Genomic DNA, 17,123 nt, shown 5'->3' on the forward strand with positions numbered 1-17,123 from the left:
GGACAGTTCCGGTGATGACGACATCTGCATCGGCCATGGGCACGAATGGTAGTGGCGATCGCGAGGGCGGCGGAGTCGGATGAAGCGGGTCGCCACCGGTCAGCCGAGCATGGTCGTGGTATTCCAGGGGGTAGCAGACACAAATTGCAACACGTTCTAGTCTGGCCGTATGAGTGACGAGCTGCTGCGCAACCCGACCCACAACGGCCACCTGCTGGTGGGCGCACTCAAGCGCCACAAGAACCGGCCAGTGCTGTTTCTCGGCGACACCACGCTGACCGGCGGCCAGCTGGCCGAACGGATCAGCCAGTACATCCAGGCGTTCGACGCGCTGGGCGCCGGCACCGGCGTCACCGTCGGCCTGCTCTCGCTCAACCGCCCCGAGGTGTTGATGATCCTCGGCGCCAGCCAGACCCAGGGCTACCGGCGTACCGCCCTGCATCCGCTGGGCTCACTGGACGACCACGCCTACGTGCTCTCCGACGCCGGCGCCTCCGCGCTGATCATCGACCCCAACCCGATGTTCATCGAGCGCGCACTGGGACTGCTGGACAAGGTGGACTCGCTCACGCAGATCCTGACCATCGGCCCGGTGCCAAAGGAGCTACAGGGACTTGGAGATCAAGCGGTCGACCTGAACGCCGAAGCCGCGAAGTACGACCCGAAGCCGATCGTCGTCGCCGACCTGACACCGGACCACATCGGCGGCCTGACCTACACCGGCGGCACCACCGGCAAGCCGAAGGGTGTCATCGGCACCACCGGGAACATCGCCACGATGACGCAGATCCAGCTCGCCGAATGGGAGTGGCCGGAGCACCCGCGGTTCCTGATGTGCACGCCGCTTTCGCACGCGGGTGCGGCGTTCTTCACGCCGACCGTGGTCAAGGGCGGCGAGATGGTCGTGCTCGGCAAGTTCGACCCGGCCGAGGTGCTGAGAGTCATTGAAGAGCAACGCATTACCGCCACCATGCTGGTTCCGTCGATGCTGTATGCGCTGATGGACCACCCCGATTCCAAGACTCGCGACCTGTCATCACTGGAGACGGTCTACTACGGCGCGTCGGCGATGAACCCGGTGCGGCTGGCCGAGGCAATCCGCCGATTCGGCCCGATCTTCGCCCAGTACTACGGGCAGTCCGAGGCGCCGATGGCGATCACCTACCTGGCCAAGGCCGACCACGATGAGAAGCGGCTGACCTCTTGCGGGCGCCCGACCTTGTTCGCCCGGGTCGCGCTGCTGGGTGAGGACGGCAAGCCGGTCCCCCACGGCGAGCCTGGCGAAATCTGCGTCAGCGGACCACTTTTGGCCGGGGGTTACTGGCACCTGCCGGACGAGACCGCCAAGACCTTCAAAGACGGCTGGCTGCACACCGGCGATATGGCCCGCGAGGACGAGGACGGCTTCTACTTCATCGTCGACCGGGTCAAAGACATGATCGTCACCGGCGGCTTCAACGTGTTCCCTCGCGAGGTCGAAGACGTTGTGGCCGAACATCCTTCGATCGCACAGGTATGTGTGGTCGGGACGCCGGACGACAAGTGGGGCGAGGCCGTCACCGCGGTGGTGGTGTTGCGCGACGACGCGGACCACGACGCCGCCGCGATCGAGGCGATGACCGCGGAGATTCAGGCCGCGGTCAAGGAACGCAAGGGCTCGGTGCAATCACCGAAGCGGGTGGAGATCGTCGACGCGCTGCCGTTGACCGGGCTGGGCAAGCCCGACAAGAAGGCTGTGCGGGCGCAGTTCTGGGAAGGCGCCGGACGCGCCGTCGGCTAGACGATCAGATCCCGACGCCACCGACTTTGTCGACGCGGATGTGCGTCACGAACCCGGGCGGCGCGTCCTTCGGCGGAAACACGTTGGGATCCAACAGCGCTGCCGACAAAGTCGTGAGCACCTCGGGAGCGCCGCCCTCTTCGATCCGCGCGGTCCCGTCAATCGCGAGATAGGGCCGCAGGGTTTTGCCCAAGTCGCCGGGAGACGCGATCGTCACCGCGACGCGTGGATCGCGGCGGACGTTGCGGACCTTTTTGTGTTCGGCGAGGTGTGCGGTCACCAGTTCGTCGCCGTCGGGCGTGGACCGCAACGCCACCCAGACCAAGCTGACTTGCGGGCTGCCGTCGGGATTCAGGGTGACCAGGGTGGCGTCGGCGCCGTCTCCGATGAGTTCGCGTGCTGCGTCGTTGAGTTTCATGCCTGCTTCTACCACGCCGAGCGCCGATTGATTCCCTCAACGATCCGACGTGGCAACGCCGGCTACCAGCAGGTCGAGCATCCGGCCGCGCTGCTCGGGCGAACCGCTGACCAGAAAGATGCCGATCAGGCTGGACACCACATCATCGGCCGGCACGTCGGAGCGCAAGCTGCCGTCGTCGGCGCCGGCCCGTAACAACAGCTCGACCGCACCCGCGAGGCTGGCGCGGGTCTGGCTGGGCTGCATGGCGCCGGAATCGAACATCGCGTGCAGCGACTCGGCCATCCCGCGCTTGGCGGCGACGAAGTTCGCGTAGCGGTCCATCCAGCGGCGCAGCGCGGTCTTGGCGGGATGGCGCTTGAGCAATTTCCCGGCGGCCGCGGCCACTTCGGCCAGCTCGCTGCGATAGACCGCCTCGACCAGCGCCTGCCGGTTGGGGAAATGACGGTAGAGCGTGCCGATCCCGACGCCGGCGTCGCGGGCGATCGCTTCCAGCGACGCCGGCTGACCGTCGGCGGTTGCGAAAGCCGCGGTCGCCACCTCGAGCAGCTTCTCCCGGTTGCGCCGCGCGTCCGACCGAACACTCTGCCCCAAAGCGGAGGATCCTCCGTTTCTGCTACCGTCGAATAACCGGAGGGTCCTCCGCATTTAATCCAGTGTCTCACGACGGGAGCACGATGACAGACAAACCAAACCTCGGTGGCACCGCCCGCATCGGCGGCCACCCGGTAGCGCGGGTCGGCTACGGCGCCATGCAGCTGTTCGAGACGACGCACGACGACGCGGTCGCTGTGCTGCGTCGGGCAATCGAACTGGGCGTCAACCACATTGACACCGCTTCGTTCTACGGCCCCGGCGAAGTGAACCGCCGAATCCACGCAGCGCTGGCGCCCTACCCCGACGACCTCGTCATCGTCAGCAAGGTGGGCGCGCGATACACCGGCGACGACCCGATACCCCTGGGCCCAGCGCAGCGGCCCGCCGAGCTCCGCGCCGCCGTCGAAGACGACCTGAGCCAACTCGGCATCGACCAGATACCCGTGGTGAATCTGCGGCGCATGGACATTGGGATCGGCGTGCAGGCCGAAGGCGATCAGATCGTCGACCTCGATGATCAATTGGCCGAGATGATCGCGCTGCGCGACGAGGGCAAGATCGGCGCGATCGGCGTCAGCAGCGTGCCACTCGGGGTGCTGCAACGCGCGCTGCCGGCCGGCGTCGCATGCGTGCAGAACTCCTACAGTCTGATGGACCGCTCGCAGGAAGACATGCTCGACGTCTGCACGGCCGAGGACATTGCCTGGGTGCCGTACTTCCCGCTGGGGTCGGCGTTCCCCGGTTTCCCGAAGGCGTCCGACAATCCGGTGGTGATCGAGATCGCCGGCGAACTCGGTGTGACGCCCGCGCAGGTCGGCTTGGCCTGGCTGCTGGCGCACACGCCGACGACGTTGTTGATTCCGGGTACCCGGTCGATCGCCCACCTCGAGGAGAACCTGGGCGTGGGCGACGTGACGCTCGACGCCAAGGCCAAAGCCCGGCTGGACGCCGTCACCGCGCCCGGATCCAGCGCGCTGCCGGACGGCATCGAAGGGTTCCTCGAAGAGGACTAGTTCTCAGCCGATCGCGGCGCCGACCAGATGGCCGATTACGTAGGTGATCGCCAGGGCCAGCCCCCCACCCATGAAATTACGCAGTGCCGCACGGTGTTTCGGTGCCCCACCCAGTCTGGCCGAGACCGCCCCGGTGATCACCAGAGCTAATAGCACCGCCGCGACCGTGACCGGGATCCGCAGTGCGATCGGTGCGAACAGGATGGCGATCAGTGGCAGCAACGCGCCCACGCTGAACGACGAGGCCGACGACAGCGCTGCCTGCCACGGGTTGGTCAGCTCCGCGGGATCGAAGCCAAGCTCGACCTCGGCGTGCGCCACCATCGGATCGTGATCGGTGAGTTCCTCGGCCGCGGTGCGCGCGGTAGCCGCCGACAACCCCTTGCCCTCCAGCAAGGCCGCGAGTTCGTCCAGCTCTGCGCTGGGGTCCGCCCGAAGCTCGCGCCATTCCTGCTGCAGCAGAGCCTGTTCGGTATCGCGCTGCGCGCTGACCGACACGTATTCACCCAGTGCCATCGACACCGCGCCGGCGGCCAACCCGGCGATTCCGGCGGTCATGATCGGGCCACGCGCCACTGTCGCCGCGGCGACCCCGACGACGATGCCCGCCGTCGAGACAATCCCGTCGTTCGCGCCCAGAACCCCCGCACGAAGCCAATTCAGGCGTGTGGAGACCGAACCCAGATGGGGCTCATGCGGATGGGACACGGGCAAAGATTAGACAACGTCAGCGAGTACCGTCGCGGTATGGGCAGCAGCGAATCGGTTCGGCCGCCGTGGTGGCTCAAACCGGCCAACAAGGTCTTCATCCGAATGTCACGGCTGGGCATGAGTTTCGGCGGCGAAAGCCCGGTGGTGCTGACGGTGGCCGGCCGCAAATCAGGACGCGAGCGATCGACCCCCGTCACGCCGATGACCGTCGACGGACAGGAGTACGTGGTTGCCGGATTCCCCGGCGCCGACTGGGTCGCCAACGTCCGCGCCGCCGGCGAAGCGACGGTGGCCCGCGGCCGCAGCGTCCGGCGGGTCAGAATGGTCGAGTTGTCCGCTGACGATGCCCGCCCGTTGCTCCGGGTGTTCCCCGAAGAGGTGCCCACCGGTGTCGGTTTCATGAAACGGGCCGGCCTGATCGCCGAAGGCCGGCCGGAGGAATTCGAGGCGCTGGCCGGCCGCTGCGCGGTCTTTCGACTGGACGGAATCCAATAACCTTGAGCGACAATCCTTTTCACGCTGACCAATGGAAGCCGGTCGACGGATTCGGCGAGCTGACTGATATCACCTATCACCGTCACGTCGCTGACGCGACCGTGCGGGTGGCATTCAACCGGCCCGAGGTGCGCAACGCGTTTCGCCCGCACACCGTCGACGAGCTCTACCGCGTGCTCGATCACGCCCGGATGTCACCCGACGTCGGGGTAGTGCTGTTAACCGGAAACGGCCCGTCGCCCAAGGACGGCGGCTGGGCGTTCTGCTCCGGAGGCGATCAGCGCATCCGCGGCCGCAGCGGCTATCAGTACGCCTCCGGCGAGACCGCTGAGACCGTCGACGCCGCGCGCGCCGGCCGGCTGCACATCCTGGAAGTGCAGCGCCTGATCCGGTTCATGCCCAAGGTGGTGATCTGCCTGGTCAACGGTTGGGCCGCGGGCGGCGGGCACAGCCTGCACGTGGTCTGCGACCTGACCCTGGCCAGCCGCGAGCACGCCCGGTTCAAGCAGACCGACGCCGACGTCGGCAGCTTCGACGGCGGCTACGGCAGCGCATACCTCGCCCGCCAGGTCGGCCAGAAGTTCGCCCGCGAGATCTTCTTCCTCGGCCGCCCCTACACCGCCGAGCAGATGCACCACATGGGCGCGGTCAACGCCGTCATCGACCACGCCGACCTAGAGACCGAGGCCATCCAGTGGTCAACCGAGATCAACGCGAAATCGCCTCAGGCTCAACGGATGCTGAAGTACGCGTTCAACCTTCTCGACGACGGGCTGGTGGGTCAGCAGCTGTTCGCCGGCGAGGCCACCCGGCTGGCGTACATGACCGACGAAGCTGTCGAGGGCCGCGACGCGTTCTTGGAGAAGCGGCCACCCGATTGGAGCTCGTTCCCGCGCTACTTCTAGCCGCACGAGCGATGCCCGATTTGCCCGCCTCCGAGCGACAACGAGTCGGGCCACAGGGGTTTGTCGCTCAGAGGCGGGCAGATCGCCTATTCCCACCGGCGAGGCGGATGACGTCGTCGAGGCCCCTAGACTCCGGACCTGTGAGTAAGAACCCGCTGCGCCGACTGTCCGAGCAGGTGGTGCTGGCCACCATGCGTCCGCCGCTGGCGGCACGGCTGCTGCCGCGGCCGGGCGCCACCAAGATTGACTTGGCCGGCAAGCGCGTCCTACTCACCGGGGCCTCGTCCGGAATCGGCGAATGCGCCGCCGAACAATTCGCCCGCCAGGGCGCCACCGTCGTTGCGGTGGCGCGCCGACAGGATCTGCTCGACGAGCTGGTGGGCCGCATCACCGAAAGCGGGGGCGACGCGGTAGCGATCCCCTGCGACCTGTCCGACCTGGACGCCGTCGACGCGGTGGTCGCCGACGTCGAGCAGCGTCTCGGTGGTGTGGACATTCTGATCAACAACGCCGGGCGGTCCATCCGCCGGCCGCTGGCCGAGTCGCTGGAGCGCTGGCACGACGTCGACCGGACCATGGTGCTCAACTACTACTCCCCGCTGCGGCTGATCCGCGGCATCGCGCCCGGGATGCTGGAGCGCGGCGACGGGCACATCATCAACGTCGCGACCTGGGGAGTGTTCAGCGAGCCGTCGCCGCTGTTCGCCGTCTACAACGCTTCGAAGGCGGCGCTGTCGGCGGTGAGTCGCGTGATCGAAACCGAATGGGCGAGAAAGGGTGTGCACTCGACCACGCTGTACTACCCACTGGTGGCCACCCCGATGATCGCGCCGACCAAGGAGTATCAGGGCTTGCCGGCGCTGTCCTCCGAAGAGGCCGCGGGCTGGATGATCACCGCGGCACGCACCCGACCGGTCCGGATCGCACCGCGGATGGCGCTGGCCGCGCAGGCAATAGACACCGTCGTTCCGGGGCTGGCGACCAACATGATCAGACGGCAGCGGCTCCAGCCCAACTAGGGCCGCGTGATAGACACGACGGCATGGAGATTCTCGCTAGCCGGATACTGTTTCGGCCGGCGGACTACCAGCGGTCGCTGAGCTTCTACCGCGATCAGATCGGTTTGGCGACCTTCCGCGACTACGGCGCGGGCACGGTGTTCTACGCCGGCCAGTCGCTGATCGAGTTGGCCGACCACGGCGCACCCGAAGACTCGGCCGGACCTTTCCCCGGCGCGCTGTGGCTCCAGGTGCGCGACGTGGAAGCGACGCAGACCGAGCTGGAAAGCAGAGGCGTCACGATCGCCCGCGAGGCCCGGCAAGAACCATGGGGCCTGCACGAAATGCACGTGATGGATCCCGACGGCGTTCTGCTGATCTTCGTCCAGATTCCGCCGGAGCATCCGCTGCGCCGTGACACTCGCGGTTAACGCGACGAGCCCCCAAGTTAACCCCGGACGAACATCTGACAACGAGCAGCGATATACCTTGCATTACCCACGCCGTTCTTTCGACAACGGCACCCCTTTACCCTCAGAATTAGGCCCGTGAACCTTCAGTTGTTCCTGTTGATCATCGTCGTGATCACCGCCCTCGCTTTCGATTTCACGAACGGCTTCCACGACACCGGAAATGCGATGGCGACCTCCATCGCCAGCGGTGCGCTCAAGCCGAAAGCGGCGGTATCGCTCTCGGCGGTGCTGAACCTGCTGGGAGCCTTCCTGTCCACTGCGGTCGCGGGAACGATCGCCAAGGACTTGGTGAACGGTCACCTGGTGACGCTGCAGCTGGTGTTCGCCGGGCTGGTCGGCGGCATCGTCTGGAACCTGATGACCTGGCTGCTGGGCATTCCCTCGAGCTCGTCGCACGCCCTGGTTGGCGGCATCGTCGGCGCGATGATCGCCGCGGCCGGCGCGCACGGGGTGATCTGGACCGGCGTGGTGTCCCGCGTGCTCATTCCGGCGCTGGTGTCAGTGATGTTGGCCGGAGTCGTCGGCGCGGTGGGAACCTGGCTGGTGTACCGGATCAATCGCGGCGTCCCGGAGGAGCGCAGCGAGACTGCTTTCCGCCGCGGCCAGATCTTCTCGGCCTCGCTCGTTTCGCTGGCACATGGCACCAACGACGCGCAAAAGACGATGGGCGTGATCTTCTTGGCGCTGATTTCCTACGGTGCGGTCAGCCGGACAGACACCCTGCCGCCGTTCTGGGTGATCTTGGCCTGCGCATGCGCGATGGCACTCGGCACTTACACCGGCGGCTGGCGGATCATCCGGACCATGGGCAAGGGGCTCGTGGAGATCAAGTCGCCGCAAGGCATGGCCGCCGAATCGTCGTCGGCGGTCATCATTCTGCTGTCGGCGCACTTCGGGTATGCGCTGTCCACCACCCAGGTGGTGACCGGGTCGGTGCTCGGTAGCGGGGTCGGCAAGCCCGGCGCCGAGGTTCGCTGGGGAGTCGCCGGCCGGATGGCGACCGCATGGCTGATCACGCTGCCCGCGGCCGGCCTTGTCGGTGCCCTCACCTACTGGGTGACCCACGGGATCGGCGGCTACGCCGGGGCGACGATCGGTTTCGCCATACTGCTTGCAGTGGCCACAGCCATCTACCTACAGTCGCGCAAGACGAAGGTCGATCACAACAACGTCAACGCCGAGTGGAAGGGCGACCTGACCGCCGGACTCGACGAGAACGGCAAGCCGGGCCTCGCCGGCTCTCCCTTCACAGACGGGGAAGCCGCTCCGCACGCCGAGGCAAAGAAAGCAGGCACGCTATGAACCACTGGTTCAACTACGAAGCCTCGCTGAAGATCCTGATCTTCGGTCTGCTCCTGGGCAGCGGGCTGCCCGCCCTGTTCGCGCTCGCGGTACGGGTGGGCTCGGTGGGAGCCGGCGTCCAAGGGTCGGACGGCGCCGCCGTCGCCCATAAAAACCCGGCGCTGACCGCTATCAGCTACGCGTTGTACGCATTGACGCTGGTCGCGGTCGTGATCGGCGTGCTGTACGTCGCCCGGGAGTTCATCGGGGCGCACACCGGTCTCTACATTCTCGGAGCCAGGCCCGCGTAGCATCGAAATTTGATCTGAAAATAAGGCTTACCGGCAGGCCGGCGGGGGAAGTGGACACACTGTGAACCGATTCCTGAATTCGGTGGTCGCGTGGCTGCGCGCGGGATACCCGGAAGGCATCCCGCCGACTGACTACTTTCCTGTGCTCGCCCTGCTGTCGCGTCGGCTGAGTAATGACGACGTCAGGCTGGTGGCCGGGGAGTTGATGCAGCGCGGCGACTTCGATCACGTCGACATCGGCGTACTGATCACCCAGGTCACCGACGAACTGCCAACTCCGGCAGACGTCGAGCGCGTGCGGGAGCGACTGGCCGCCAAGGGCTGGCCGTTGGAAGACGCCCGCGATGGCGAGGAGACTTCCGGATAGCCGTTCTGCGTGCCTTCGCCGTAAAGCCAGGCTCCTCGGCGCTCCCCCTTCTCGCCGCGCTCGACGAGGTCCTGAACGGCCGGGCTTCTGCGCTGGTGCCGGTGGGTGCGGACCGCTCAGCGATGCCGGCGCTGCGAGTAGGCGAGGACATCGATGACGACGTCGCCCTGGTGGTGACGACGTCGGGAACCACCGGCTCGCCCAAAGGCGCGCTGCTCACCGCCGCGGCGCTGACCGCCAGCGCGGCCGCCAGCCACGATCGGCTGGGCGGCCCGGGTCGGTGGTTGCTTGCGTTGCCGTCGTATCACATTGCCGGAGTTCAGGTGCTGGTGCGCAGCCTGCTGGCCGGTGCTACCCCGGTCGAGCTGGACGTCTCGACGGGTTTCGATGTCAGCCAATTGCCTTCTGCCGTAAACGAACTCGGCTCGGGGCGACGTTACACGGCGCTGGTGGCCACACAGCTGGCCAAGGCGCTGGACGATCCGGCCGCGACCACCGCACTGGCCGGCCTCGACGCGGTGCTGATCGGCGGCGGCCCGGCCCCGCGACCAGTCCTCGACGCAGCCGCGAGCGCCGGCGTCAAGGTGGTCCGCACCTACGGCATGAGCGAGACCGCCGGCGGCTGCGTCTACGACGGCGTCCCACTCGACGGCGTCCGGGTGCGGCTTGATGCCGACGGACTTATCCTGCTCGGCGGCCCGACGCTGGCCAAGGGCTATCGCAATCCACCAGACCCCGACCCGTTCGCCGAACCGGGCTGGTTTCGCACCGACGACATTGGCGTCGTTGACGATTCGGGAGTGCTCAGTGTGCTCGGCCGCGTCGACGATGCGATCAGCACCGGCGGGTTGACGGTGATGCCGCAGCCGGTCGAGGCGGTGCTGCGGACGCATCCCGCGGTGGCCGACTGCGCGGTGTTCGGGCTCGCCGACGAACGCCTCGGGCAGCGTGTCGTCGCCGCCGTCGTGGTGGTCGATGGTTGCGCCGCACCTACACTCGACGCGCTGCGAACCCACGTGACGCGCACCCTGGACCACACCGCCGCGCCTCGCGAGCTGCACATCATCGACGCGCTGCCGATGCGTGGCATCGGCAAGGTCGACCGGGCAGCGCTCGTCCGGTTAACCGGAAACAGCTTGTCCTAGCGACACTTCTGCACGGAGCCGCGCACACCGGATGACATAATGCCCTGGTGAACCGGCCCGAAGTCGTCGAGTGTTCGATTTCGGTCGGGCTTTTGAGCAACGGACAAGAACATGCATCGCCACATCATCGTTAGCGGTGACGATGCGCTGGCCACCACGCTCGCCGACGAGCTGAAAAACGCGGGTGCGACGGTGGTCAGGCTCACCACTGCGGAGAAATCCGAGGCAGGCGTTGCCCGCGAGCTCACCCTCGCCGACGTCTCGCATGCGCTGGCAGTGGTATGCGCCGGTGACGACGATGCGATCAATCTCGAAATCGCTTTGCTGGCAAGGAAAGCCAACCCGAATGTGCGGGTGGTTTCGCGGGTGGCCAACGATGTGCTGCGCGAAGCCGTTGCCGACGACAACGGCCCCGGGGCCATCCTCGACGTCGCCGACCTCGCGGCGCCTGCGGTCGTCGAAGCCTGCCTGTCCCAGACCATCCACGATTTCGATGCCGCCGGAATGAACTTCGTCGTCGCGGGTAAGACGGCTTCTCGCGAAGCGACGCTGCGCGAACTCTATGGCGACTTGGCGCCGGTGGCCGTCATCCACGGCGAAGACTCACTTGACCCCGGTGGGCTGGACATCTGCCCGGGCCGTGATCAGCGGGTGCACGCGGGTGACTGGACGATGATGATCGGCACCGCCGACGAGCTCGCCGCCCAGGGCATCAGGATCCCCCGCGGGCCGCGGCCACGTTCGCAGCGGCCGTTGTTGCGGCGCGTGGTCGACGGGGTCCGAGGCGTGATCAACGACTTCAACCCGACCTTTTATCCGGTCGTCGCCGCGACGCTGGTCGTCTTGGTCAGCGCGACAATTACTTTGCGGTTCGGCTACCGTCCCCCGCCGAAGATGGGCTGGGTGGACGCGTTCTACTTCACCATCGAAACGATGACAACGACCGGTTACGGCGACTTCAGCTTCGTCAACCAGCCCACCTGGTTGCGCACGTTCTCCACACTGCTGATGTTCAGCGGCGTGACCACCACCGCGCTGCTGGTCTCGTTCGTCGCCGACGTATTGCTATCCCGCCGTTTCGTTTTCGCATCAGCGCGCCCACGGGTAGGGCACCTGCGCAACCACATCGTGGTGGTCGGACTCAGTGGGCTGGGCATGCGAGTGGTCAGCGATCTGACCGCGGCCGGGTACGACGTCGCGGTGATCGAGCGCAACGAGGAGAACCGCTTCTTGTCAGCGGTGCGCGATCTCGATGTGCCGGTCATCTTCGGCGATGCCACGCTGCGCCAGACACTGCAGGCCGCGCGGGTGGATCGCGCACGGGCGGTCGCGGTGCTGACCCGCGACGACATCATCAACATCGAAACAGGCATCGTGCTGGCCGAAATGCTGGGCAAGAAGACGGCGACCAGAGAGCACTGGACCGACATCCCCCTGGTGCTGCGGGTTTACGACCGCGCACTGGGCTTCGCCGTCGCGCAGCGATTCGGCTTCGAGAACGTGCGCTCCACCGTCGAGCTGGCCGCACCCTGGTTCATCGGAGCGGCGATCGGACTGCAGGTGCTCGGCACGTTCTCGGTGGGCCAGAGCTCTTTCGTGGTCGGCGGCATGCAGGTCGCCGCCGGCAGCGAACTCGACGGGCTGCGCATGTTCGAGATGTCCACCCAGGCGCGGGTCATCGCGATCACGACGTCCAACGGGCTGGTCAAGTTGCACCCTCGCCGTGACGCACGACTGCACGCCGACGACACGGTCTACCTGGTCGGGCCGTATCGCGAACTGATCGACACCCTGCGTAAAGGCCGGCCGCCCCGGCCAACCGGCACCGACGACAAGCGCGAAGCCAAGACCGGCTGAGCCGTTACGGCTCGTCGAACGGAAGCGGGACCCCGGTGTGCGACAGGCACTCGGTGCAAGAGTGTTCGGCGTCGACCCGGCCGATCGCTTCGCGGACGAGGCCCTTGAACGGCTCGATGTTCTTCGCGAACTCACTGATCACCTCGTCCACCTTCACTCCGCCGCCCGCGTCGATACCGGCGTCCAGGTCGGTCACCAAAGCGATTGCCGTATAGCAGATTTCGAGTTCACGAGCCAGAACCGCCTCCGGATAACCGGTCATGTTGATCAAAGTGAAGCCCGCGGCGGCGAACCACTGACTTTCCGCCCGGGTGGAAAACCGCGGCCCCTCGATGACCACCATGGTGCCGCCGTCGACCACCCCGGGCAGGCCGGTGACCGCCGCGCGCAACGTCGGGCAGTACGGATCGGCGAAGGACACGTGCGCCGCACCGGAGTCGAAGTAGGTATCGGCGCGACGACGGGTGCGGTCGACCAGTTGATCGGGCACCACGATGCTGCCCGGGCCGTGATCTGTGGTCAGGCTGCCGACCGCGCACGGGGCGAAGATCTGTCGTACGCCCAGCGCCCGCAACGCCCACATGTTGGCCCGATAGGGCACCTTGTGCGCCGGAAACCGGTGGTCGAGGCCGTGCCGAGGCAGGAAGGCCACCTCCTGCTCCCCGATCGAGCCGACCGTGACCGGAGCACTGGGCTCGCCGTAGGGCGTGTCCAGGCTGACGCTGCGCGCGGCCGAGTCGAAGAAGGTGTAGAAGCCGCTGCCACCAATCACTGCAAGCACGATGATCATTGTCGGGCACCCGCATGGAACGATTACAGGGTGGCCAGTCTTGCGCAGTGGATCGCCGGCGCGCGACCTCGAACACTTCCCAACGCCGTCGCACCGGTGATCGCCGGCACCGGCGGTGCCGCCTGGCTGCACGCCGCCGTCTGGTGGAAGGCGGTGCTCGCGCTGGCGGTCGCGCTGGCGCTGATCGTCGGGGTGAACTTCGCCAACGACTACTCCGACGGCATCCGCGGCACCGACGACAACCGCGCGGGGCCGGTCCGACTGGTCGGCTCACGGCTGGCGACACCGCGCTCGGTGTTGATGGTGGCGGTGGCCAGCCTGGCTGTCGGCGCGCTGGCCGGGTTGGCGCTCGCACTGACCAGCGCGCTGTGGTTGATCGCGGTCGGCGCGTTGTGCATCGCCGGGGCCTGGCTGTACACCGGCGGCTCAAAACCGTACGGCTACGCCGGCTTTGGCGAAGTCGCGGTGTTCCTGTTTTTTGGTCTGGTCGCGGTGCTGGGCACCCAGTACACCCAGGCGTTGCGGGTCGACTGGGTCGGTCTGGCCCTGGCGGTGACGATGGGAGCGCTGTCGTCGGCGGTGTTGGTGGCCAACAACTTACGAGACATCCCGACCGACGCCGAGTCCGGCAAGATCACGTTGGCGGTTCGCCTGGGCGACAAGGGCACGCGCATCCTGTACCAGGCGCTGCTGGCGCTCGCGGCCGCCTTGACGCTGGCACTGACCGCGGCCACGTCGTGGTGTGCGGCGGGACTGGTGGCCACCCCGTTGGCGGTGCGCGCCGCGACCCCGGTGCGCACCGGACGGACCGGGCCCGAGCTGATCCCGGTACTGCGTGACACCGGCCTGACGATGCTGGTCTGGTCGATCGCGGTGGCAGCCGCCTTGACGCTGACGGCGTAATGTGCCCACGACAGGTCCTTCGGCTCAAGATTCGGGCTTGATGGGCACGGCAATTTCGTTGCGGCGCAACATCGGTAACGTCCAGGGCGGGTCATAAAACCACGCGGAGGGCGTGCCGACGGGTCGGAAACCCGTTTCGTGCAGGGTCCGCAACAAAGCGGCGGTTTGAGATGCGACTGCGTCGCGGTTGTAGCTGCCCGTGAATCGTCGTACCGCGATGGTCTCCGCCGGGACGGCAACCAACTGCACTGCAGGGTCGTTGGGTTGCGGAAGCGACTGCATCGTTTTCTCGACGGGCATGAAGAACCGGATCACCCATTGGCCGTCGTCACCGGCTCGCTGCGACACCGGAGCCGTCATCGCGATCTTCTCGCCGCGACCGCCGCCGGACTGTTGGGCGACAGGCGCGGTCATCTCGATCTTGGCGTCGGCGTGATTGCCGCCGAAAATGTAGCCGGCGAGGCGACGAAATCCGATGTTGCGTGCCGCCTCGTCGTCCGCAGTGACGGTGGTCTCGGCGGCGATCCGCGGCCCGTAACGGCGGATTTCCACGCCGTCGGTCAGCTGCTCGACGGTGTGCGCGGGCTCCTCGGTGCCACCACGCACGCCAAAGATCGCGCCTCCTGCCGCAAGCAGCTGCTTTGTTGCGTTCAAGATCGCGCCCAGCATGGCCATCTCCTCACTCTGCTTGCCGCACGCCGGTCGCTGGCCGCACACTCCGCCGAAGATCACCGCTTCGAGCCAGTGCGCAGAAGGTTTACAGATATTAATTTAACTTGCTGAAATATTAAATGAATGAAACTCTCTTGGCTACGGTCTGGGATCACCTCGCTGGCGTAGTCACCGGCCGTCGCTCCTGGCTGCTAGCGCTGGCAATCTTCCTGGCCTCCGCGGCATTGATGGGGATAAGCGGTCCTTCCACCAATGGCCGCTCTATCGCCGCTTCGCAAGACGCCCGGCAGCGGATCTCGTTGGCATTGTGCAACACCGCCTCTGATGGCCCCACTCGAGCACTTTCTTGACCGAGCGGTGCTACGCGATACCGGCCTGGGCCGACCGGCCGATTCAATGCTCAGGTGAGTGATCTTGTCCCGCTGCTCGGCCAACAGCGCAACGCCAGCGCGGCAAAGGCGTAGCGGGAATTGGGTTGGCACGGGGCCGGCCATGGCAGGACGCCGTCCTCGCCAGCTCGCAGCTGACCGACCTGCGCCCTTGACCCGCCAGCGGCCCTGGGCTAGCTGGCTCCCTGGGGCGTGTCGTCCGGCGGAGTCTCACCGCGCAGCCTGGCCCGCAGTTGCTCGCGATCGCGGCGACGGCGTTCGGTGGCGGTGTCGATGCCGGCGGTGGCCCGGCGTCGCAGCGGAGCGAACAGCCAAATGCCGAGCGGCATCGCGATGATGAGCGCGAACAGCAGGGCGACGACGACCGGGAACTCATGCACGCCAAGACCTCGACCGGTCCAATAGATCACCGCGGTCAGTGCGATCACCAGCGCCAGGCGGGCCAGCACGTACAGCAGGACGCTGACGACTGCGCGGCCGGCGGGGCTCTGTCCGTTTGACACAATGCGAGCCTAGGTCGCCGCGTATATTCAGAGCTAGGAGGTGTCGAGTGCTGTACCTGCTCCTGGTCCTGATCCTCGGAACACTGGTCTACGTCGGCTGGCGCGCTGTGCGTTCACAGGTCAACCGCCCGAAGAGCCGCGTCATCGGACCCGACGACGACCCGGACTTCCTGTGGCGGTTGAGCCACGGTGACAACAACCCTCGCTGACTAAATGAAGTGCTCGTTGGAGCGACGCTGATCGCTCGGAAAGCCGTCGGCCACAACGGCGGCCAGTTCGATCAGCGCCTCCCGGGTTTCTCGCCTCAGCCGGTTCAGGTCGATTTCGGCGCCCTCTTCGAGATGCGGGTCGAACGGCACCAAGCGCACGGCGCGGCAACGCCGTGAGAAGTGATCCACCACTTTCTGCATGTCGACCTTGCCGGATCGCGGCCGCACCGCGTTGATCACCGCGATCGAATTGCTGACCAGATTCTCGTGACCGTGCGCGTCGAGCCAGTCCAACGTGGCCGAGGCGCTGCGGGCGCCGTCGATCGAGCCCGAGCTGACCACGACCAGGGCGTCGGCCTTGTCCAGCACCGATGTCATCGCGGAATGCAAAAGCCCTGTGCCGCAGTCGGTGAGCACCAGACCGTAGAACCGCTCGAGTATCTCCAGCGTCTGCGCGTAGTCGTCGGCGCTGAACGCCTCCGACATCGCCGGATCACTTTCTGACGCAAGCACTTCCAGTCGGCTGGGCCCCTGCGAGGTGTAGCTGCGGACGTCGCTGTATCGCTCGATTCCCTCGGAGTCGCGCAACAGGTGCCGGACGGTGGCCGGTGTCTCCAGCGGAACCTTCTGACTCAGCGTGCCGCGGTCGGGGTTGGCGTCCACGGCCACCACCCGGTCGCCGCGGATTGACGCAAAGGTCGCCCCCAACGTCGCGGTGATGGTGGTCTTGCCGACGCCGCCCTTCAGCGAGAGCATCGCGATCCGGTAGCAACCCCGCAGCGGCCGGTTGACCTGGACGGTCAGATCGTTGTACCGCATCGTCCGCTGGCTTTCGCCGACGTTGATCAGCTGCCCCGACAAGCGGAACAACCACCTCCGCCAGCCCTCCGATGGCGGCGGCTTGACCTGGCGTAGCAGGGTGCTGGTGGACAACTCCGGGTAGCGCGACGGCGGCAGGTGCGGTTGTCCGCTGCCGGACGCGGCCGGCGGCGGTCCTCCATAGTTGCCGTAAACCCGCCGCGGCGACTCGGCGGACTCGACGACCCGCGGGAGCCCCTGGTACGGCGTCTCCGCCCATGCTCGCGGCTCCATGCGGGTCTCGGGCAGCGGCGCATTCTGCGTCGAGCCCTCACTGAACCGGCGCTCGGTGCGGAACCCGGCAAACACCCGGGTCGGCGGCTCGGCGGCCGGCGGTTGCGGCTGGTGCGGCGGCAACTCAGTGGTCGGATAGTCTCCGCGACCGCCGCTGTTCGCGTCGTACGGATGGTCAGGCACGTGGAATATCCCCTCGTAGCAACACTCGGGT

General features: G+C 66.8%; 20 protein-coding genes. 13 read left to right on the plus strand and 7 right to left on the minus strand.

What is annotated here, in order from left to right; all coding sequences use genetic code 11:
- Positions 1–169 precede the first annotated feature (169 nt).
- A complete protein-coding gene (fadD8, locus tag WAO18_RS24250; protein WP_422208770.1) occupies positions 170–1,780 on the plus strand; it encodes a fatty-acid--CoA ligase FadD8 in 1,611 nt (536 codons plus the stop codon).
- A gap of 4 nt (positions 1,781–1,784) precedes the next feature.
- Here fadD8 and WAO18_RS24255 read toward each other — a convergent pair whose 3' ends face one another.
- On the minus strand, positions 1,785–2,198 hold the full coding sequence (locus tag WAO18_RS24255; RefSeq protein WP_422208771.1) for a PPOX class F420-dependent oxidoreductase: 414 nt from the start codon (positions 2,196–2,198) through the stop codon (positions 1,785–1,787).
- A gap of 36 nt (positions 2,199–2,234) precedes the next feature.
- The gene (locus tag WAO18_RS24260; protein ID WP_422208772.1) at positions 2,235–2,792 is read right to left on the minus strand and encodes a TetR/AcrR family transcriptional regulator; all 558 of its coding nucleotides are present in this window, start codon (positions 2,790–2,792) and stop codon (positions 2,235–2,237) included.
- A gap of 83 nt (positions 2,793–2,875) precedes the next feature.
- Here WAO18_RS24260 and WAO18_RS24265 point away from each other — a divergent pair, with 83 nt between their 5' ends.
- Positions 2,876–3,808: an aldo/keto reductase gene (locus tag WAO18_RS24265; protein ID WP_422208773.1), complete on the plus strand. Its 933-nt coding sequence runs from the start codon at positions 2,876–2,878 to the stop codon at positions 3,806–3,808.
- Between the two features lie 3 nt (positions 3,809–3,811).
- Here the strand turns inward: WAO18_RS24265 and WAO18_RS24270 are convergent, their stop codons facing one another.
- A complete protein-coding gene (locus tag WAO18_RS24270; RefSeq protein WP_422208774.1) occupies positions 3,812–4,516 on the minus strand; it encodes a VIT1/CCC1 transporter family protein in 705 nt (234 codons plus the stop codon).
- A 39-nt stretch (positions 4,517–4,555) separates the two neighbouring features.
- On the opposite strand from WAO18_RS24270, the gene WAO18_RS24275 reads away from it, so the two are divergent.
- The 9 genes from WAO18_RS24275 (at position 4,556) to WAO18_RS24315 (ending at position 12,351) form a co-directional block, all read left to right on the plus strand.
- The gene (locus WAO18_RS24275) at positions 4,556–5,014 is read left to right on the plus strand and encodes a nitroreductase family deazaflavin-dependent oxidoreductase (protein ID WP_422208775.1); all 459 of its coding nucleotides are present in this window, start codon (positions 4,556–4,558) and stop codon (positions 5,012–5,014) included.
- 2 nt (positions 5,015–5,016) lie between these two features.
- Positions 5,017–5,919, plus strand: coding sequence for a 1,4-dihydroxy-2-naphthoyl-CoA synthase (locus WAO18_RS24280; RefSeq protein ID WP_422208776.1), 903 nt, complete (start codon positions 5,017–5,019; stop codon positions 5,917–5,919).
- A gap of 140 nt (positions 5,920–6,059) precedes the next feature.
- Positions 6,060–6,938, plus strand: coding sequence for an SDR family oxidoreductase (locus WAO18_RS24285; protein ID WP_422208777.1), 879 nt, complete (start codon positions 6,060–6,062; stop codon positions 6,936–6,938).
- 23 nt (positions 6,939–6,961) lie between these two features.
- Complete coding sequence (locus tag WAO18_RS24290) at positions 6,962–7,348, plus strand: VOC family protein (protein WP_422208778.1); 387 nt, start codon at positions 6,962–6,964, stop codon at positions 7,346–7,348.
- 117 nt (positions 7,349–7,465) lie between these two features.
- Entirely contained in the window at positions 7,466–8,692 is a 1,227-nt protein-coding gene (locus WAO18_RS24295; RefSeq protein ID WP_422208779.1) for an inorganic phosphate transporter, read from the plus strand.
- Positions 8,689–8,982 (plus strand): hypothetical protein, encoded by a 294-nt coding sequence (locus WAO18_RS24300; RefSeq protein ID WP_422208780.1) that lies wholly within the window; start codon positions 8,689–8,691, stop codon positions 8,980–8,982. Before WAO18_RS24295 ends, WAO18_RS24300 begins: the two co-directional genes overlap by 4 nt.
- Before the next feature lie 61 nt (positions 8,983–9,043).
- Positions 9,044–9,349 (plus strand): DUF3349 domain-containing protein, encoded by a 306-nt coding sequence (locus WAO18_RS24305; RefSeq protein WP_422208781.1) that lies wholly within the window; start codon positions 9,044–9,046, stop codon positions 9,347–9,349.
- A 71-nt stretch (positions 9,350–9,420) separates the two neighbouring features.
- Positions 9,421–10,494, plus strand: coding sequence for an o-succinylbenzoate--CoA ligase (gene menE, locus WAO18_RS24310; RefSeq protein ID WP_422208803.1), 1,074 nt, complete (start codon positions 9,421–9,423; stop codon positions 10,492–10,494).
- A gap of 111 nt (positions 10,495–10,605) precedes the next feature.
- Positions 10,606–12,351 (plus strand): NAD-binding protein, encoded by a 1,746-nt coding sequence (locus tag WAO18_RS24315; RefSeq protein ID WP_422208782.1) that lies wholly within the window; start codon positions 10,606–10,608, stop codon positions 12,349–12,351.
- 4 nt (positions 12,352–12,355) lie between these two features.
- Here WAO18_RS24315 and WAO18_RS24320 read toward each other — a convergent pair whose 3' ends face one another.
- A complete protein-coding gene (locus WAO18_RS24320; protein ID WP_422208804.1) occupies positions 12,356–13,135 on the minus strand; it encodes an S-methyl-5'-thioadenosine phosphorylase in 780 nt (259 codons plus the stop codon).
- Between the two features lie 36 nt (positions 13,136–13,171).
- Here WAO18_RS24320 and WAO18_RS24325 point away from each other — a divergent pair, with 36 nt between their 5' ends.
- On the plus strand, positions 13,172–14,044 hold the full coding sequence (locus WAO18_RS24325) for a 1,4-dihydroxy-2-naphthoate polyprenyltransferase (RefSeq protein ID WP_422208783.1): 873 nt from the start codon (positions 13,172–13,174) through the stop codon (positions 14,042–14,044).
- 24 nt (positions 14,045–14,068) lie between these two features.
- Here WAO18_RS24325 and WAO18_RS24330 read toward each other — a convergent pair whose 3' ends face one another.
- Both WAO18_RS24330 and WAO18_RS24335 read right to left on the minus strand, forming a co-directional pair.
- Entirely contained in the window at positions 14,069–14,713 is a 645-nt protein-coding gene (locus WAO18_RS24330) for an SOUL family heme-binding protein (RefSeq protein WP_422208805.1), read from the minus strand.
- A 565-nt stretch (positions 14,714–15,278) separates the two neighbouring features.
- Positions 15,279–15,608: a DUF4229 domain-containing protein gene (locus WAO18_RS24335; protein WP_422208784.1), complete on the minus strand. Its 330-nt coding sequence runs from the start codon at positions 15,606–15,608 to the stop codon at positions 15,279–15,281.
- Positions 15,609–15,655: 47 nt separating this feature from the next.
- Here WAO18_RS24335 and WAO18_RS24340 point away from each other — a divergent pair, with 47 nt between their 5' ends.
- On the plus strand, positions 15,656–15,817 hold the full coding sequence (locus WAO18_RS24340; RefSeq protein WP_422208785.1) for a hypothetical protein: 162 nt from the start codon (positions 15,656–15,658) through the stop codon (positions 15,815–15,817).
- Here WAO18_RS24340 and WAO18_RS24345 read toward each other — a convergent pair whose 3' ends face one another.
- Positions 15,818–17,092 (minus strand): MinD/ParA family ATP-binding protein, encoded by a 1,275-nt coding sequence (locus WAO18_RS24345; RefSeq protein WP_422208786.1) that lies wholly within the window; start codon positions 17,090–17,092, stop codon positions 15,818–15,820.
- Between the last annotated feature and the right edge of the window lie 31 nt (positions 17,093–17,123).

Origin of the sequence: Mycobacterium sp. (genome assembly GCF_049278535.1) — a bacterium.
Taxonomy (GTDB): domain Bacteria; phylum Actinomycetota; class Actinomycetes; order Mycobacteriales; family Mycobacteriaceae; genus Mycobacterium.

What these genes read in the sequence shown, in the direction of transcription:
- fadD8 (WP_422208770.1), top strand. Translation starts at nt 170, where the DNA reads ATGAGTGACGAGCTGCTGCGCAACCCGACCCACAACGGCCACCTGCTG.
- WAO18_RS24255 (WP_422208771.1), bottom strand. Translation starts at nt 2,198, where the DNA reads ATGAAACTCAACGACGCAGCACGCGAACTCATCGGAGACGGCGCCGAC.
- WAO18_RS24265 (WP_422208773.1), top strand. Translation starts at nt 2,876, where the DNA reads ATGACAGACAAACCAAACCTCGGTGGCACCGCCCGCATCGGCGGCCAC.
- WAO18_RS24275 (WP_422208775.1), top strand. Translation starts at nt 4,556, where the DNA reads ATGGGCAGCAGCGAATCGGTTCGGCCGCCGTGGTGGCTCAAACCGGCC.
- WAO18_RS24290 (WP_422208778.1), top strand. Translation starts at nt 6,962, where the DNA reads ATGGAGATTCTCGCTAGCCGGATACTGTTTCGGCCGGCGGACTACCAG.
- WAO18_RS24300 (WP_422208780.1), top strand. Translation starts at nt 8,689, where the DNA reads ATGAACCACTGGTTCAACTACGAAGCCTCGCTGAAGATCCTGATCTTC.
- WAO18_RS24315 (WP_422208782.1), top strand. Translation starts at nt 10,606, where the DNA reads ATGCATCGCCACATCATCGTTAGCGGTGACGATGCGCTGGCCACCACG.
- WAO18_RS24330 (WP_422208805.1), bottom strand. Translation starts at nt 14,713, where the DNA reads ATGCTGGGCGCGATCTTGAACGCAACAAAGCAGCTGCTTGCGGCAGGA.